Origin of the sequence: Pelosinus baikalensis (genome assembly GCF_020819555.1) — a bacterium.
Lineage (GTDB): Bacteria > Bacillota > Negativicutes > DSM-13327 > DSM-13327 > Pelosinus > Pelosinus baikalensis.
In genome coordinates, this window is record NZ_JAJHJB010000001.1 from 326,752 (window position 1) to 343,079 (window position 16,328).

The 16,328-nt window shown below is 37.6% G+C and carries 20 protein-coding genes; 2 read left to right on the forward strand and 18 right to left on the reverse strand.

Translation table 11 applies throughout. The annotated features are described in order from the left end of the window. Positions 1–354: 354 nt before the first annotated feature. The 11 genes from LMF89_RS01330 to LMF89_RS01380 all read right to left on the reverse strand — a co-directional run bounded on the left by LMF89_RS01330 (position 355) and on the right by LMF89_RS01380 (position 9,396). Entirely contained in the window at positions 355–1,470 is a 1,116-nt protein-coding gene (locus LMF89_RS01330; protein ID WP_229533551.1) for an ABC transporter substrate-binding protein, read from the reverse strand. Between the two features lie 200 nt (positions 1,471–1,670). Next, positions 1,671–2,363 carry a CPBP family intramembrane glutamic endopeptidase gene (locus tag LMF89_RS01335; RefSeq protein ID WP_229533529.1) on the reverse strand — a complete coding sequence of 231 codons (693 nt, stop codon included), beginning with the start codon at positions 2,361–2,363 and terminating at the stop codon, positions 1,671–1,673. Between the two features lie 230 nt (positions 2,364–2,593). Further along, positions 2,594–3,202: a dienelactone hydrolase family protein gene (locus LMF89_RS01340; protein ID WP_229533530.1), complete on the reverse strand. Its 609-nt coding sequence runs from the start codon at positions 3,200–3,202 to the stop codon at positions 2,594–2,596. Positions 3,203–3,236: 34 nt separating this feature from the next. Then, positions 3,237–3,512 (reverse strand): C40 family peptidase, encoded by a 276-nt coding sequence (locus tag LMF89_RS01345; protein WP_229533531.1) that lies wholly within the window; start codon positions 3,510–3,512, stop codon positions 3,237–3,239. A gap of 616 nt (positions 3,513–4,128) precedes the next feature. Beyond that, complete coding sequence (locus LMF89_RS01350; RefSeq protein ID WP_229533532.1) at positions 4,129–4,713, reverse strand: GNAT family N-acetyltransferase; 585 nt, start codon at positions 4,711–4,713, stop codon at positions 4,129–4,131. A 36-nt stretch (positions 4,714–4,749) separates the two neighbouring features. Beyond that, positions 4,750–5,082, reverse strand: coding sequence for a C-GCAxxG-C-C family protein (locus tag LMF89_RS01355; RefSeq protein ID WP_229533533.1), 333 nt, complete (start codon positions 5,080–5,082; stop codon positions 4,750–4,752). Positions 5,083–5,110: 28 nt separating this feature from the next. Continuing rightward, entirely contained in the window at positions 5,111–5,749 is a 639-nt protein-coding gene (locus LMF89_RS01360; RefSeq protein ID WP_229533534.1) for a class I SAM-dependent methyltransferase, read from the reverse strand. Positions 5,750–5,985: 236 nt separating this feature from the next. Beyond that, positions 5,986–6,840, reverse strand: a complete 855-nt coding sequence (locus tag LMF89_RS01365; RefSeq protein ID WP_229533535.1) for an AraC family transcriptional regulator — start codon at positions 6,838–6,840, stop codon at positions 5,986–5,988. A 174-nt stretch (positions 6,841–7,014) separates the two neighbouring features. Further along, entirely contained in the window at positions 7,015–7,494 is a 480-nt protein-coding gene (rlmH, locus tag LMF89_RS01370) for a 23S rRNA (pseudouridine(1915)-N(3))-methyltransferase RlmH (RefSeq protein WP_229533536.1), read from the reverse strand. Then, positions 7,495–8,607 (reverse strand): S1C family serine protease, encoded by a 1,113-nt coding sequence (locus tag LMF89_RS01375; RefSeq protein WP_229533537.1) that lies wholly within the window; start codon positions 8,605–8,607, stop codon positions 7,495–7,497. A gap of 12 nt (positions 8,608–8,619) precedes the next feature. Next, positions 8,620–9,396 carry an MBL fold metallo-hydrolase gene (locus LMF89_RS01380; protein WP_007960041.1) on the reverse strand — a complete coding sequence of 259 codons (777 nt, stop codon included), beginning with the start codon at positions 9,394–9,396 and terminating at the stop codon, positions 8,620–8,622. Positions 9,397–9,542: 146 nt separating this feature from the next. Here LMF89_RS01380 and LMF89_RS01385 point away from each other — a divergent pair, with 146 nt between their 5' ends. Continuing rightward, positions 9,543–11,096: a PAS domain-containing protein gene (locus LMF89_RS01385; protein WP_229533538.1), complete on the forward strand. Its 1,554-nt coding sequence runs from the start codon at positions 9,543–9,545 to the stop codon at positions 11,094–11,096. Between the two features lie 208 nt (positions 11,097–11,304). Here the strand turns inward: LMF89_RS01385 and LMF89_RS01390 are convergent, their stop codons facing one another. Beyond that, positions 11,305–12,678: a phosphomannomutase/phosphoglucomutase gene (locus tag LMF89_RS01390; RefSeq protein WP_229533539.1), complete on the reverse strand. Its 1,374-nt coding sequence runs from the start codon at positions 12,676–12,678 to the stop codon at positions 11,305–11,307. A gap of 144 nt (positions 12,679–12,822) precedes the next feature. On the opposite strand from LMF89_RS01390, the gene LMF89_RS01395 reads away from it, so the two are divergent. Then, positions 12,823–12,996, forward strand: a complete 174-nt coding sequence (locus tag LMF89_RS01395) for a hypothetical protein (protein WP_229533540.1) — start codon at positions 12,823–12,825, stop codon at positions 12,994–12,996. A 69-nt stretch (positions 12,997–13,065) separates the two neighbouring features. On the opposite strand, the gene LMF89_RS01400 is transcribed toward LMF89_RS01395, so the two are convergent. The 6 genes from LMF89_RS01400 to LMF89_RS26115 form a co-directional block, all read right to left on the reverse strand. After that, on the reverse strand, positions 13,066–13,941 hold the full coding sequence (locus tag LMF89_RS01400) for a peptidase MA family metallohydrolase (protein ID WP_229533541.1): 876 nt from the start codon (positions 13,939–13,941) through the stop codon (positions 13,066–13,068). 84 nt (positions 13,942–14,025) lie between these two features. Then, positions 14,026–14,658 carry a deoxyribose-phosphate aldolase gene (gene deoC / locus LMF89_RS01405; RefSeq protein WP_229533542.1) on the reverse strand — a complete coding sequence of 211 codons (633 nt, stop codon included), beginning with the start codon at positions 14,656–14,658 and terminating at the stop codon, positions 14,026–14,028. Positions 14,659–14,813: 155 nt separating this feature from the next. Continuing rightward, the gene (gene perR / locus LMF89_RS01410) at positions 14,814–15,239 is read right to left on the reverse strand and encodes a transcriptional regulator PerR (RefSeq protein WP_229533543.1); all 426 of its coding nucleotides are present in this window, start codon (positions 15,237–15,239) and stop codon (positions 14,814–14,816) included. 181 nt (positions 15,240–15,420) lie between these two features. Further along, positions 15,421–15,723, reverse strand: a complete 303-nt coding sequence (locus tag LMF89_RS01415) for a spore coat protein (protein ID WP_229533544.1) — start codon at positions 15,721–15,723, stop codon at positions 15,421–15,423. A 17-nt stretch (positions 15,724–15,740) separates the two neighbouring features. Further along, a complete protein-coding gene (locus tag LMF89_RS01420) occupies positions 15,741–15,938 on the reverse strand; it encodes a ferritin-like domain-containing protein (RefSeq protein WP_007960029.1) in 198 nt (65 codons plus the stop codon). A 229-nt stretch (positions 15,939–16,167) separates the two neighbouring features. After that, positions 16,168–16,328: integrase core domain-containing protein (locus LMF89_RS26115; protein ID WP_369412554.1), on the reverse strand; the 161-nt coding region annotated here is incomplete at its 5' end.

A 16,328-nucleotide genomic window follows, 5' to 3' on the forward strand; every position in this document is an offset into this window, starting at 1 on the left:
CTCTCAATTAATGTTTTTATCTATTTTTGACGATTGTATCATAAAAAAGGAATAATTAAATTGATTAATATCACAGTCTATAAATACTTTCACAAAATTACAACGTTCGTTACAATGTATATAATCCCTTCATTTATCTATAGTTTTTTTAATTTTTTATTTTTTTTATTATTACTATTAATAACTTTCTCCGTACCTTAATCCAGCCCCAATACTTTGTAGCCTTGTTTATCCACACATTGGACGATCCTATGACCCCAAGCAAAAAATAGTACTCATCCTAATATAACACAAAAATCTTCTTCCAAATCTATACATAAATTTGGAAGAAGATTTTTTTCACACTACATGTGTCTATGGCATTATAGTTTCTTTATAAACTTGCTTGCCATCTTTCATTTCGATAATGACTACACCTCTAATGGCATCATGAGTAGAACTCAGATTCATACTTCCGCTTACACTTTTAAAATCTTTCGTTGCAACCAGTGCCTCACGTATTTTAGCAGACTCTACACTATTAGCCCGCTTGATTGCATCAACCAGCAAATAAACAGCGTCATATCCCATGGCAGCCATAGAATCGGGCATTTGACCATACTCTTTCTTGTATGCTTCAACAAAGGCTTGAGATGCGGGATTGGTATCTTGTACTGAATAAAAATTAGTAAAATATGTATTATTCAATGCTTGTGGGCCGCCGAGTTCAACCAGTCTAGGTGAATCCCAAGCATCACCACCAAGAATAGGTACTGTAATACCTAGTTCACGAGCCTGCTTGATAATCTTACCTACATCATCATAATAACCAGGAAGATATATTATTTCTGGATTTTGGGCCTTGATTTTAGTCAAAATAGATTTAAAATCCTGATCTTTTTGGAGGTATGCCTCTTCAGCAACGACTCGGCCCCCTCCTTTAATAAATACGTCTTTAAAGATCTGCGCTAAACCCTTGCTATAGTCGCTAGAATTATCAATCATAATAGCGCTATTTGATTTTTTGAGGCTGTTTAAAGCGAAATTGGCACTTACTGTACCTTGAAAAGAGTCAATAAAGCAGGCACGAAATGTGTAATCCTTTACCTTGCCGGTTCTTTCGTCAACTGTTACTCTTGGGTTGACGGTAGCTGCAGCTACAAGGGGAATCTTATTGTCTTCAGCAACAGCTGAACCAGCAATCCCACAGGAACTAACAGTAAAACCAGTCACAGCGATTACTTTGTCCTGGGTAATAACTTTCGTCATAGCATTAGCAGATTCAGAAGGCTCACCTTTATTATCAGCTGTAACTATTTTAATTTGTTTTCCCAAAACTCCACCGTTAGCATTTATTTCTTTAAAGGCTAATTTTGCACCATCAGCGGCCGAAGTACCATAAGATGCAGTGTTTCCTGTTAACTCATATACCATACCGATTTTAATATCTTTGCTTGCACTATCTGTGCAACCAGAAAGTAGACCTGTCATCAAAATAAGAACCAGTAATAGACAATACTTTTTCGAAGATACCTTCACTATGTACATCCTCCTATTAAATTACACATCATTTTTCCTTTGCTTATTGTGATATATTTTATTGTAAATCTGCTATATTGGCAAGGTTTATCATCATACATCAAAAAATTATACTTATATCATAATTCTGGCACTCTTCTCAATATTGAAAATCAGGCCCCTAACGAATAAGACATGAAATTATTGATGCTATGAATTGCTATACAGACCCACAGAGACTCCGTTTTCTTTAACACGTATCCTTGCACAATACTAAAAATAAAGACAAAGGCAAACAATGCTATCTTTAGAAATGCCCCCTCTGGCAATGCATTTAAAGCCATCCATCCAGGGAAATGAATTAACAAAAACAACAACGAGGTAATTAAATTGGCAGATCCAAATTTTGTATAAATCAATATTTTTTGCAGAAGAAAGCCTCTGAATAATATTTCTTCTGTAAATCCGACCAATAAAACACCTTTAATCCATTTATTAGCATCAAAAAATATATTAAACTTGATTGGCTCTGATATTACCATTTTCCCAATAAATTGGTAGGCAATAAAAACCAAGCTAATGAGAATCGCCCACTTCGCACCAGTCTTTGTAACCGTTCTCAATTTTAGATAGGTTAGTGCATCTGCGTTTTCATATTTTAAATAAGCGAAAACTGGCAAAGTCCATATTAGCAGCTTAAATACGTCAAATAAATAAAACTCTGGATATCGTATTTTTAGGAATGGCAAAACTTTAAAAGCAGATAGAGTCCATAATATAAAAAATATGCCAAAATAACCTATCAGATATACTAAAGGTGTTCTGTTCTCTTCATCGAACTTCTCACTAAAATACATTTGTATCATAACTCCTCTCTTAAAAACGTGACTAGTATCACTGCGGTAAAGTTCATGCTGCTTGCCATTTCAGCAATTATTCGGATTTCCGCTTCTATCGATCATCACATCATTGCTGAAAAGGTCGTTATAGACCAAGCTTCGGCTGATGCTAAGTATAGACTCTTTTAGCTCTTTCTTATAATCAACTTTGCCAAACACAAAATTTATTGCCAAGTGTATCCTACAAGAAATAATTTCTAATTTTCCCTCTGACCATCTATGAAATCAATTGTCTTCGCAAACAATTTTTCGCCTGCTTCTTTACAGTATCTCCTAGACCAAGGATCTGCAAAACCATGTAGCGCATTAGCCTTGACTACACGAACATTTTTATTAACGACTACATCTTGCATTAACAAATCAACATCAAAATTCTCTTCCGTTTTGGGAAAGAAAAGTAATACCGGACATTTAGGTTTTATTGCCTTATAATCCCTTATACGGGAACCATAGAAGCCTACTATTCCACATACACCTTTGCTTTGGCTACATAACCAGGCTATGGTAGCTCCGATACTATAGCCTACTATAAAGCAATAGCGATACTGCTCCCGAATACGTAATACTAACTCCTCAACTTGTTGTTGTGCCAAAATAAATCCTACATTTTGGATAAAGTAATGATAAGCCATTGGTTCTTCATTGTAGTTAAATGGTGCCTGCCGATTGGTTAGTAAATTGGGACACAGCACATCATATTCTTCTTCTGCAAATCTATTGCAAACTCCTATAATATGGTCATTAATCCCATATATTTCATGAACTACAATGATTACTGTATCCGAATTGTTTTGAATATGTATCATAATAATCCATCCTCCCCCTTTTGTGTCTCAAACATTACCACTCTTTTGAATATACTGTTTCAAGTAAATCCGATTCAAACATGTCACCGGGAGAGATTACAATCTCATTTAAGGGAATATTGTCACCATATCTTTCGATAAGTTTGTTTTTTACGATGGCATTATTTAAATCAAACTCTTTTAAGGTTTTTAAATTTCCTATTTCAATGCCCATGGATCTACTATAGATTTTCCAAACTAATTTTCGAACAATATATTTTGTCATCCGACCACCCAAAATAGAGATCGTAATCTTTGCCTTTAAGCTCATTTACCTTCTAAATAATACCAATTAGTTTTCATTGTTATATTACAATATTCTCAACACCAGATGCAGATCGAGTAGCCCATGCTTCACAACCCGGGCAAGACGCGGAGATGGTGGTTATATATTGTTAACTTCGCACACTTTAGCAAGGCACTACCACTGTCCATGTACAGCTAAACGAGGAAATAATCAAGAATGTGTTTAAAGAACTCATTTACGGTTATTTTAAATAAGACGCTCACGTAATCACCTCTTTATGTCGCATATAATTTCAGAATGTTAGATTGAATAGTTATAATCCATGATTGCTAAATCATACTCTCCTCTTTACAGATAGAAATTAACAGTAATTCACGGGTTCTAATCCGTTTCCAATTTGCAATTTTTATTATTCATTGGATTAAACTTCAGTCATGTACCAGTAAATAACACTTCCTACACCAGTCAGCAGTAAAGGAATAAAGAGATATTTCCCAGCTCGCTCGCTTATGCGTTCAATAAACACAATAGAAATAAGCGATGCAAATCCTAGTGCCATAGGAACCGACTTGTTGTTATAACAGGAAATATGCCCGTTATATTATTATCTTTCAATGTAAAACACCTCTTTAAAACTTTATCAGGAGAATTTAATTTCATTAATATCTTGCCAAGTATATCCCACAAGAACAATGTCTTTACCATCAAAAGAATGTTTTTTCTCTTCGCGAGCTAAACCACCTAGAATTTCGTAAAATTTTCTATCTCTATTATCTCTAAACGTCCAGATTATCATTGATTTGTACTGATTTCTTTTATGTTCCTCGATTAATTCTTGAAACAGCCGTTTTCCATAACCCATTTTTTGATAATCAGGCAATATGTATATCACTACCAGCTCACAACCATAAATTCCCGAACGGTCTTGCCCTCCAGAAACCACACCGACTATCTGATTTTTATGATTCTCCAGCACAAATATTGTTTCTGTTTTATTTGCAATATTTTTTCTAAACAATTCTTCATGTTTTTCTGTTGTTAACGAATCCAGAAAACTATCAGGTACAATTCCCCGATAAGCAACTTTCCATGTATCGATAATAACGCCTGCAATACTCTGTTCATCTCCGACCTGTGCAGTTCTTATCTTCATCTTATAATTTCGCCCTTTCCATTCGTTTCTTTCAACAAGTATATTATCTTGTCTCGCTTTTAATATTTTCATAAGTAAAGTCTGCCGAAAATGTGACTGCTTTTTTAGTTATACTTTCACAAAGATGAGGAAGATTATCAAAGTCAAGCCCTGCGGTCTTAATTCTTTACACAATAAACTGCCAAAACATGCCTGAAATTCACTACAAAACTTATGGCATAAATCCGTGATTTTTTCTTTATTAACACTGTTCTGGCTTCCATATACTCCAAAAAATAGTAACGCTCCCTCAACCAATCCACATTGAGAGCCCCATCTGCCTGCATTTAATCCAAAGGCAGCTATAATTTGAGGATGCAGCTCAAGATAATACAATTCAGAAAGAATTTTTAAAGTTCTCACTGCACAACTAAAGTCTATAATAATCATGTACTTTGACATTTATTAGCTCTCGCAACAGAATCTACCCCTATCGTTTTTTTCCAAAAAGGAAAACATCTGTAGTGTTACTCCCATCCAGCTCTGAATAATCTTGCCGTATACTACGAAAACGATCGATTCCATTCTCTTTAAGAAATTCTTCGATTTTAGTTTCTTGAAAATAATTAAAATATAGAGGCTGTGAAGAAAAACTGGTCGTCTCAAAACCAGGCTGCTTCCCTTCCATAAAGCTTAAATAAAGATAACCACCACTCCGCAACCATTTTACGGCATTAGCTAATACCTCATTTGCCTCGTCATCATCCAAGTGAACAATACTAAAGGAAAGTACTACCGCATCAAAATATTCTGACGAAAAACTTGCTTTGCGAGAATCTTGAAGATGAAAAATTCCATCTGGAACATTGACTCTAGCTATTTCCAACATTTCAGAAGAGAGATCGATTCCAGTAATCTTTAACCTCTTTACTGCACATAATTGTTTAGCCACGTTTCCAGGTCCACATCCAATATCCAATACTTTAAAATCATCTTCTAATAAACCCGCAAATTCGATAACATGCATAGCATAAGGACTATAATTCATAAATTTATCAGTGTAACCAGAAAAGTTTTTGTTATATGCATCAATTGTCAACTTTGTTTTATCTTGCAATTTACAAAACACCCCTTCACTCCTCATCAGTTTCCCAGAAAACGTAAGACTATCTATAAAGCTCCTACAAAGCTAAGATTATTTAATATCAACTATTTACCATAAAATACAAAACTCCTGCAAGAAATTCTTGTTCAAATTTCTTGCAGAAGTTTTCGCCGTTAGAGGTGATACGGTTCTGTGTATCACCTCTAACGGCGAAATTTATTTTACGTCAGATAAGTCAATCCGAATCCCACTCATCCCTTTTACTTCTTGACAGGAATCCAAATCTCACATTTGTAATCTGGAGAATACATATCACCTTTAGGATAAACCTCAATCTCTGGTGCGCAATCATGCTGATATCCTGTAGCAGGCATCCACTCTGTAAATATCCTTCGAATAAGATCATGTGTAGCTTCAGGCAGTGCTCCGACTGATTCAAATATCGCCCAGGTCGTTGCTGGTATATTTGTCGAAACATATCCTTTCGGAAGAGTATCCTTGATTTTTTCAACTCCTATCATATAAATAAATCCATCTTTATATTTATCGAAATCCTTAGATACACCTAGGACACCAAGTTCGCCTGCTTTTGAGCAAATCCACTCATATGAACCATCCTTCATACAATCGTTCCAAAATTCAGGTACCTGTTTGAAATTTTCTCCGTCTACCATACTTATCCTTCTTTGCTTACCTACTACTGTAAAGCTTCCTTTATCAATAATCTTATAATTCATATTTTTATCTCCTTTTATTGAAATGTGAAAGGAGAGTTTCGGATATGCCTTGAGATTTGCTCCCGGCTTGCGCGCAGCCGAAGGGCTCATTCCATGCATTTTCCCAAAGGCTTTTGTGAATGCTTCGGGCGTTTCATAGCCATACTTATAAGCCACATTAATGATCTTTTCACCGGATATAATATCCTGTGCAGCAAGTGTAAGCTTTCTTCTGCGTATATATTCAGCTATTGTAACACCGGTTATCATATGGTACATACGCTGGAAGTGAAACGTAGATGATAAGGCAATTTTCGCCACCTTCTCAATATCAAGTTTTTCAGTAATGTTAGCCTCCAAATATTCTATTGCCTTGTTCATTGCATCAAGCCAATCCATAAAACCATCCCTCTCTATTTCTATATTAAATGTTTTCTACTTATTTTTCCGGTCTTTAAATGCTATCTAATGACAGGTTTGAAAAAACCTTTTCCTAAATGCATTTATTAATTATTTTCCATAAAAATACTCCTACCATTTTTCTCGCAAAATTTGGTAGGAGTTTATTCGTTATTACAAATGATACGGTTCTCCCCGATTAATCTTAAATGCCCGATATATCTGCTCGACTAATAGCAACCGTATCATTTGGTGAGTAAATGTCATCTTGGAAAAAGATAATCTTTCGTTTGCAACTTTCAGCAGCTCGGGGGAAAGACCGAAGGCGCCTCCGATGATGAAGGTAATATCACTTTTTCCAGAAACGCCTAGATCACTTATTTTTTCTGCAAGCTCTTCTGAGGAAGCTTGCTTGCCAATAACATCAAGGATGATAAGATGGCTGCTGTCTTTAACATATCTTAGCATACGCTCCCCTTCTTTAAGTAATACTTTCGCCTTTTCAGCATCAGAAGGATGTTCTGGCATACGTTCTTCGTCAACTTCGATGATAGACAAGCGGCAATAAGGCGTGAGACGCTTGACGAATTCGGCAATGCCCATGGTTAGATATTTTTCTTTAATTTTACCAACAGCAATAATTGTAATTCTCATTTACTGCTGAGTTGGCATTTCTTCTAAAAGTACGTTCACAGTTTGCTGATTGCCTTTACGAAGAATCGTAACACTAACAGTATTGCCAACTGCCTGTTCATCGACTGCTCCTCTTAGATCAGCCACACTATTCACTTCAGTATCTCCTATCTTCAAGATAACATCACCTTCTCGAAGACCAGCCTTAGCTGCTGGTCCTCCTTTTGCGATTTGCAGCAAATAGACTCCTTTATCAATGGTAAGCTCATATCCATAGGTCGCGGCTGTATTACGATCAAGTATGCCTACTCCTAGGTAAGCTCTTACTACACGTCCTTTTTCAATAAGAGATTGTAAAATAGGTCTGGCAGTATTAATCGGAATCGAAAAACCGATACCTTCTACACCTGCAACTGCTATTTTTGCACTGTTAATCCCAACGACCAGACCATCAGCATTTACCAATGCTCCACCCGAATTTCCCGGATTAATTGCAGCATCCGTTTGAATCAGTTTAAATTTTCGTTCTCCAATCTCAATAGAGCGATTCAGCGCACTAATAACCCCAGCAGTCACACTTCCCTTAAACTCCAAACCAAGGGGATTACCAATGGCAAGCGCCGGTTCACCAATTAATAAACTGTCTGAATCTCCAAGAACAGCTGTGGGTAAACCAGTGGCATCTACTTTTACGACGGCTAGGTCAGTAGCAGGATCAGCTCCTAATACTCGCCCAGCGAGCACCCGTCCATCTGCTAGGGATACTGTAATTTCCTGAGCATTTTCTACAACATGATTATTGGTGGCAATATATCCATTCCCATCAAAAATGACTCCTGAACCTACACCTTGCTCTACAAGTTCTTTACGATTAAAAGAGTTTCGAGCATAGGCTTTATTCGTAATCCCCACAACTGCTGGACCAACAGTCTGTGCGGCTCTCACTAAAGGCGTATTGCGTGCTTCAGACACTTGCGCTTGCGCTGCAGGTTCCTGTAGTAAACTTTGCATCGGCGTCATATTTTGCGGTGTGGATTTCGATAAAAACCTGCCGCCATAACCTAATACTAAGCTGCCGCCAATCAGTGCTCCGACCACTGCAATTAAAAATATCTGTCCAATTTTTCTATTCATTATCCTGCCCCCTTAGAAGTTACTACTCACTGTACGATCAGGATAGGTAACATGTAATTCAATTTCTGAGCCGAGCTTTAAGCCCTGCTCTTCTAATATAGCACTTACGGTGCTTTTTGCCAATTCAGGATTATTATTTTCCTTACTCATATGAGCTAAAAAAACTTGCATTGTCGGCTTCCTTTTTAACCGAGCTAACGTCCACGCAGCATCTACATTGGACAAATGCCCACGATTGCTCTTAATGCGCCGCTTTAAATGCCACGGATACGCCCCATTTTCCAGCATGTCTAAATCATGATTACATTCTAAAACTAATACATCACTTAATGCAATCGCATCTTTCACTGCATCGGTAACAAAACCAATATCAGTAACCACACTACATTTACTGCTTCCATGATAAAAACGAAAGCCAACTGGATCTGCTGCATCATGAGAAATACTAAATGGCTCCACTCTGACTTGTCCAATAGTAACTTTTTCCGATAAATTCTGGCAGCAAAGATCAGGTATAACATCACGGCAGTACATCGCCCGCCAAGTATAAGGGCTGGCATATACAGGCAAATTGTACTTTTTAGTCATAGTTGGCAAGCCGCTAATATGATCTCTATGCTCATGAGTAATAAATACCCCATCCAACTCTTCGATATCCGTACCTAATGCAGCTAAGCTTTGTTTAATACGCCTTGTGCTGATCCCTGCGTCCACTAATATTTTAGTATGTTTAAAATCTAAAAAAATGGCATTTCCCGTACTGCCACTCGCTAAAACATGAACTTGCATATATTCTCCTTTAGTTATACTCTATATACAACTTTGAGTATTTCTATGACACTACTTGTAAATTTTCATTAAAAACTATATAGTATTATATCAGAAAAGTTCTTATGATTTAACCTTTAATTCTATATAAAGAGGAATTCTATATAATGAATGATCAACGTAAATCAAAAAAACAGCTGATTGAGGAATTGATTTCATTACGCCAGCAGCTTGCAAAATGGAACGCTGCACCAACTCCCTCCTGCCCTCATCGTAGTATGGATGAGCCACAGCGTAGTTCTGCCCTTCCCCTAACACCACATACTTGTTTATGGGAAGGGGAATTTAAATCCTTAGTAGAAAATTCCCCTGATGCGATTATTCGCTTTGATAAAGATTTGCGATTTTTATATGCAAACAAAGTTGCTCTTAAAGTAATGGGAATACCATTAGCATCCTGCCTAGGAAAAACTGTCTCTGAATTAAAGTTGCCTAGAAAATACTATAAATTGTGGAAAACACAGGTTGAGACCATATTTACAACCAAACAACAAGCAAAATTTGAAGCGGAATTTACCATTAGTAAGGAACATCACTTTTACTATCATGCTCGTCTTGTTCCTGAATTTTGTCCAGATGGTTCTGTTGTATCCGTTTTGTGTACCTTACGTAATATTGATGAATTTAAAAAAACAGAATTAGAACTACGAGCCAGTGAGTTTCGTAATCACAAACTGTTATCGTCTCTGCCCGATTTCTTATTTTATCTCACAAATGAAGGAGTTTATTTAGATTATCATGTAACCAATCCCAATTTATTATATAAGCCTCACAACAGCCGTATCGGCAAACATTTAACAGAAGTGCTCCCAGCCAAACAAGCTCAGCAATTTATATCTGAAATTAAACGCGCCATTAAAAGTGGAAAAATGGAGAGTATTGAGTACCAGCTGCCCATTAATGATACGATCTGCTCGATGGAGGCGCGTATCATGACCTATGATAAAAACAGTGTCTTGGTTATTGTCAGAGATATTACGGAACTCAAGCATCTGCGACAAGAGCTTACCCGCCTTGATCAGCTAAATCTAGTGGGAGAGATGGCCGCCACAATTGGTCATGAAGTACGAAACCCGATGACGAGCGTCCGAGGTTTTTTACAGTTTCTTAGTTATAAGGAAGAATGTCATAACTTTAAAAACTATTTTCAACTTATGATGGAAGAATTAGATCGTGCTAATTCTATTATTAGTGATTTTTTATCTTTGGCTAAGAATAAGCAAGTCAAATTAGAAATTCAAAATCTAAATACGATTATTAAGACCATTGCTCCTTTACTACAGTCCAATGCGATCATATCTAATAAATCCCTTCATCTAGACTTAAACCCCATACCGGATTTGCCTCTTGACTCTAAGGAAATCCGTCAGCTTCTCTTAAATTTAGTGAATAATGCGTTAGATGCCATGCCGCCCCATCGAAATATCACTATAAAATCCTTTATGGAAAAAGGTCAGGTCATACTAGCCGTCCAGGATGAGGGCACCGGCATCCCGCCAGAATTGATCGAAAAGTTAGGAACCCCCTTCTTAACCACTAAAGAAAAAGGGACCGGCTTAGGATTAGCCGTCTGCTATCGAATTGTAGCCAGACACAAAGCAATCATTGAAATTGATACTTGCTCTCATGGCACTACCTTTTTTATAAAATTTAATCAATAACTACTTATCCGATGACCAATTTGCTCTAAGACTCCCATCTTCTATCTCGTTAACAGCCTGTAATACCCTTCCCTCTGGTCAGGATAACAGTCTGTAGAACTCGAACTAAGTTCGCTCTAAGGGTCTTCGGACCCAAGGCTCACTTATATAAGTGGAAGCTCCAGAGCAACTAAGTCCCTGGATAAGTGCGACTAAGATTCAGATGGAGTTAAAACTCCACCTGAATCAAGTCTTCTTTATATTGCGGTGGTAATGCATTCATTACCGCCGTTTTTATATTTTCAGGCAAGGCGCATAACAATGTGTCAATAATCTCCCGCAAGCGTTTTGCTGACTTGGATTCGAAACGCAAAGTAAATAACGGCTCTGTAACAGAGGCGCGAATCATCCCCCAACCATCTTGAAATTCAATTCGCACACCATCAATACGGTTCGGTTTATACGCCGCTAATTTTTCGGCCACAGCATCTAAAACTGCTTCTTTATCCGTTCCCTTATACGTAATCCGGATATCAGGGGTAAGAATGTAATTAGGAATTTCATCCACAAGTTTCGCCAGGGAACCATGAGCAGCAACAAATTCACATACCTTTAATCCCGCAAACATACCATCATCGTAGCCCAGTTCACGAAAGAAGAAGTGTCCACTGATTTCCCCAGCAAATAACGCCTTCTCTTGTATAAAAGCAGCTTTACTAAAGGTATGCCCTGCTCTTGCCATGACAGGTCTGCCACCAGCTTTACTAATTTCCTCTGGTGCCACCATAGAACATTTTGCATCATAAATAATCGTTCCTGGCTGTTTCTCAAGATAATATTGAGCGATCAGGACAATTATATCATCATTATCAACGGCACGTCCGTTTTCATCAACAAAAGCGACTCGATCTCCATCACCATCAAAGGCTACACCTAGGTTTGCACGACTTTCTCGAACCTTTTCTCCAAGTCCCTGCAAATTTTCAGCCAAGGCTGGATTAGGAGAACGATTTGGAAAATTGCCATCGGGCTGACAATATAATTCGATTACATCATAACCTAACTGCTTGAATAATTGTGGTGCAATCTGAGAGGTTGCTCCATTACCAGCATCGACCACCACTCGCAATTTACTTTTTTGAGCTAAAAGTGCAGTAGATGCAATATACTCATCCACAATGGGCAATGCGATCATTGTGCCTTCACCGACGACACTCACACCCTCTTCCACCATTTGTTTTATTTCTAAGATATCTTCTTCTGTTACAGGCTGATCACCAAATACCAGTTTAAAGCCATTGTAAGGAGCAGGATTATGAGAAGCAGTAACCATAACCCCTCCCATTGCCTGCATCACTTTTTGCGCATAATAAAAAACAGGAGTGGCTACCGTCCCAATATCAATAACTTCGCAACCTGATCCCACCAGCGCTTTGATTAGAATATCTTTTAAAGTTGGCGTGGATAAACGAACATCACCGCCTACTATTACTTTTTTACCAGCTAATTTAACGCCCACTGCCAAGCCGATTTTGTATGCGATCTCCTCTGTCAATTCAATACCTGCAATTCCCCGAATATCACATGCATGGAAAATTTTCATAAAATCAAGTATTCTCCCTTCAGAACATTATTATGGCTATTGTAGCATTTAAGGACAAGTAAGTACAATCTACAGTCACTTTTTTCTATCTTTTAACATAGGATATATAAAGAAGATTTAACTAAAACAGTAGGGGGAATCAGATTGGCTAGTCCTGAAAAGATGATTAAAATGCTACTAGAGGAAATCCATCAAATTACAATACCGTTAGCTACCATCATAAAGAATCAGGAAATCCTCATTATTCAAAACAAGCAGGTCATCGAATTATTAGAGCAAATTCGCATTTCTAGAAACGAAGACGAAGACGAAGAATAATAAAAACTCGCCTTACAACTATAGTAAAGATAGAAAAATAGCAAGCGATATCTTAATTTTGATCGCTTGCTATTTTTCTGTTTTTTTATTCATATGAACTACAGCCCACTGCTTCCACGAATTTTCAAAGGTAGCATAATCCATGCCTGCATTTTTACTGATAGCCTTCTCTAGGCTATCGCCAGTTCTTAAACTCTTAACAACGTCTTGCAGCGTATCATCTCCATACACCTCGGCAATATAACGTACAGCAGCTAGTGATTGACGATATGCCAGCGACTGATTGGACAGTTCATCAAAGCTGTCCTCCAGCTCTCTCATAGTGTACATCCTATCATCCAATACATTATCAGCAGTAATCCATTCATAATGATTTGCACGATACTCCACATACTGGGCCAGACCTTCTGTAAACCAGCGAGGATAATTCCCATTGGTTATATGATCAAACACCAAATGAGTATACTCATGCACCATCGGACCTGAATGAATAAATTCTTCTACGGACTCTCCATCATTTAACCATACATGAGGTGATAGCAGCTGAATGGTTCCACCCCAGTACACCCCCATAGCACTTTCATTACCAGACCAGCCAAAAGCCTGACGCAGCTGATTCTTATTCGAATGAATAAGAATTAATGTTTTACCAGAAGGCGCATACTGCAGCGTTTCAACTACTGGCTGATATGCAGCCTCAGCAGCCTGTCCTATCATACTTACTGTGTCAGCATCTACTGGAGCGTATTTGATCCTAAAATGCGCAGTTTCGTAAGTTGCCATATCCCTTGCTTCATAATTAACCTTTATCTGTACCGCTTGACGTACCAGAGGATAAAGCCACATACGAGGTTTGGTAGGCATAGCAAAAACCAGCATTAGAATAAAGAGCAATCCAGCAACCATTATAAAGGTATTCACTTCGCCTATTAGTACTTTACGCATAAGGCACCCTCCTCTCCTTCTAAGAGTTACAGGTGCTCATTATAGCATAGGCTCAATACACTTTCTATCGGTATTTTATGTAAACTAGCTTACAATTGTGATCCCTTTACTGGTTCCGATCCGCGTGGCTCCAGCAGCAATCATAGCTGCGGCCTCTTCGGAGGTACGAATCCCACCTGATGCTTTAATCCCAATTCGATCTCCGATAATGGACTTAAACAACCTGATATCTGCAATAGTGGCACCACCTTCTACAAATCCTGTAGATGTTTTGATAAACTGAGCGCCACTTTCTAAAACAATATGGCAAACCCGTTCCTTTTCTTCCTCTGTCAGCAGCGCGGTTTCTACAATCACCTTGACAATACGTCCTTGCCCTTCTGCTATGACCTGTTGAATATCATACAGTACAGCCTCCCAGAGACCTAATTTGGCTGCACCAACATTAATCACCATATCTAATTCATCAGCACCATGCAAAACAGCTTGCTTAGCTTCAAAAGCCTTGACGATAGACAAATTTGCTCCCAAGGGAAAACCAATAACAGTAGCTACCTTCACACCCGTACCCGCTAATAAACTGACTGCCAAATCTACATAACATGGATTAATACATACAGCAGCAAATTTATATTCTGCCGCTTCTCTACATAAGCAACGAATGTCATGAGGCGTTGCATCTGGTTTTAAAAGCGTATGATCAATATAGGTATTCAATTTCAATTCTCCTTTATATGTGAAATATGATTCCCTTCCTAATTTATACATATTTCACACTACATCACAAAATACCTTTAAGCTAAAAATGATTTCAACATAATATAAAAAGACCTAGCTTTCGCCAAGTCTTTACTATTTTTGCAAATTATGATTTAATTGCTATTTTTACGTTGACAAGTAGGACAGATTCCATGAAAATAGAACTGTTGTCCCATAATCTGATATTTAGTGCCTTGAGAGACTTCACTGACAAATGCATCAATATTAATATCATAAACATCTTCGACTTTACCGCATTCCGTGCATCTCACATGAGGATGATTCGTCATAACAGCATCATAACGAAAACTATCTTCACCTGCATTTAATACTTGCACTAAACCGATTTCTTTAAGAATTTCCATCGTTTTATAAACAGTAGCTAAACTCATCGTTGGGTACATCGCTTGCAGTTCATTAAAAATCATCTCTGCATTAGGGTGAGACTTTGTAGAAGATAACATATTATAGATAGCTAGCCGTTGAGGGGTAACCTTAAATCCTTTGTCTCTCAACAAAGAAGTGATACAGACTTCCATATATTCACCACCAATTCTAATTTATTTTTTATAGAAAACAATTATCGAGTAGTTTTATCTCTATTTTAATATATACTAAAAACTGTTGTCAAGGAAAATCTCTATCTTAAATAAAAGCTAAATGGAAGAGCCTCTGCGATACTTCCCAGAGACTCTTCCATTTACGTAAAGGCTGCTTACTTTAACTGCTAAATTTGCTTTGGGCTTTGTTGATCTGCTGAGCAGTTGCATTTTCCACATTGTAAAAGCCTTTTTGCTGCATCACATCAAAAATTTGTTTTTGCTGACTATATACATCCCCAAGAACATTCATGTAATCCTTGCGAAGCTGTTCATTGGCAGCTTCCAGAATGTATGAATTAATTGATTCTGCAAGATGTTTGCTTTCATTTAACGCCAATTGCAGTATATCCTGATCAGCAAACTGGCTGCCTTGTCCATTCATTCGTCCTTGTTGTTGGTTCTGTTGACCTGCTTGTGCCACAATATCACCCCTATCCCTTATTGTAATGTTTGACTTATATTCAAATGCTTACTAAGAGTTTGAAAGTGTTGCTGATTTTTTTGTGCCATTTGTTGAAAAAGTTGTTTGGTTTCTTTGCACTGAATGGTGCTAGCAAAGTGGTTCAGGCATTGCACTGAATTCTGCTCCATTCCTAGAAAATCTTCCAATTGCATTACTTCTTTGGATGACAACATGACCATCCCTCCTTTCTCCTATGTAAAATAAGTTGGCTATCGGCGAAATATATAGTTGCATCTAACCCTCGCTGCCTATAGCATGCACCATAAAAATACCAACTATACGTCCTTTAAAACATATAAAACGGAAGGAATCACGAAGATACAAAGACTATGAACCGGTCTAACCCCCTATTTTTAGACATGAGCCTTAACATATCTCATTCAATCGCATAAATGCTACTAATTACAATTCAACTACCTTTAAATGCAATTGATTCTTTAAAAAGAGTTGATAACACTCCGACGGCGTCCTATATTTCAAGCTAGAATGAATACGGACTTCATTATAGAACCGAATGTGATCATGAACCACTTCATAAGCTTCTGCAAATGTTAGGAATTCAT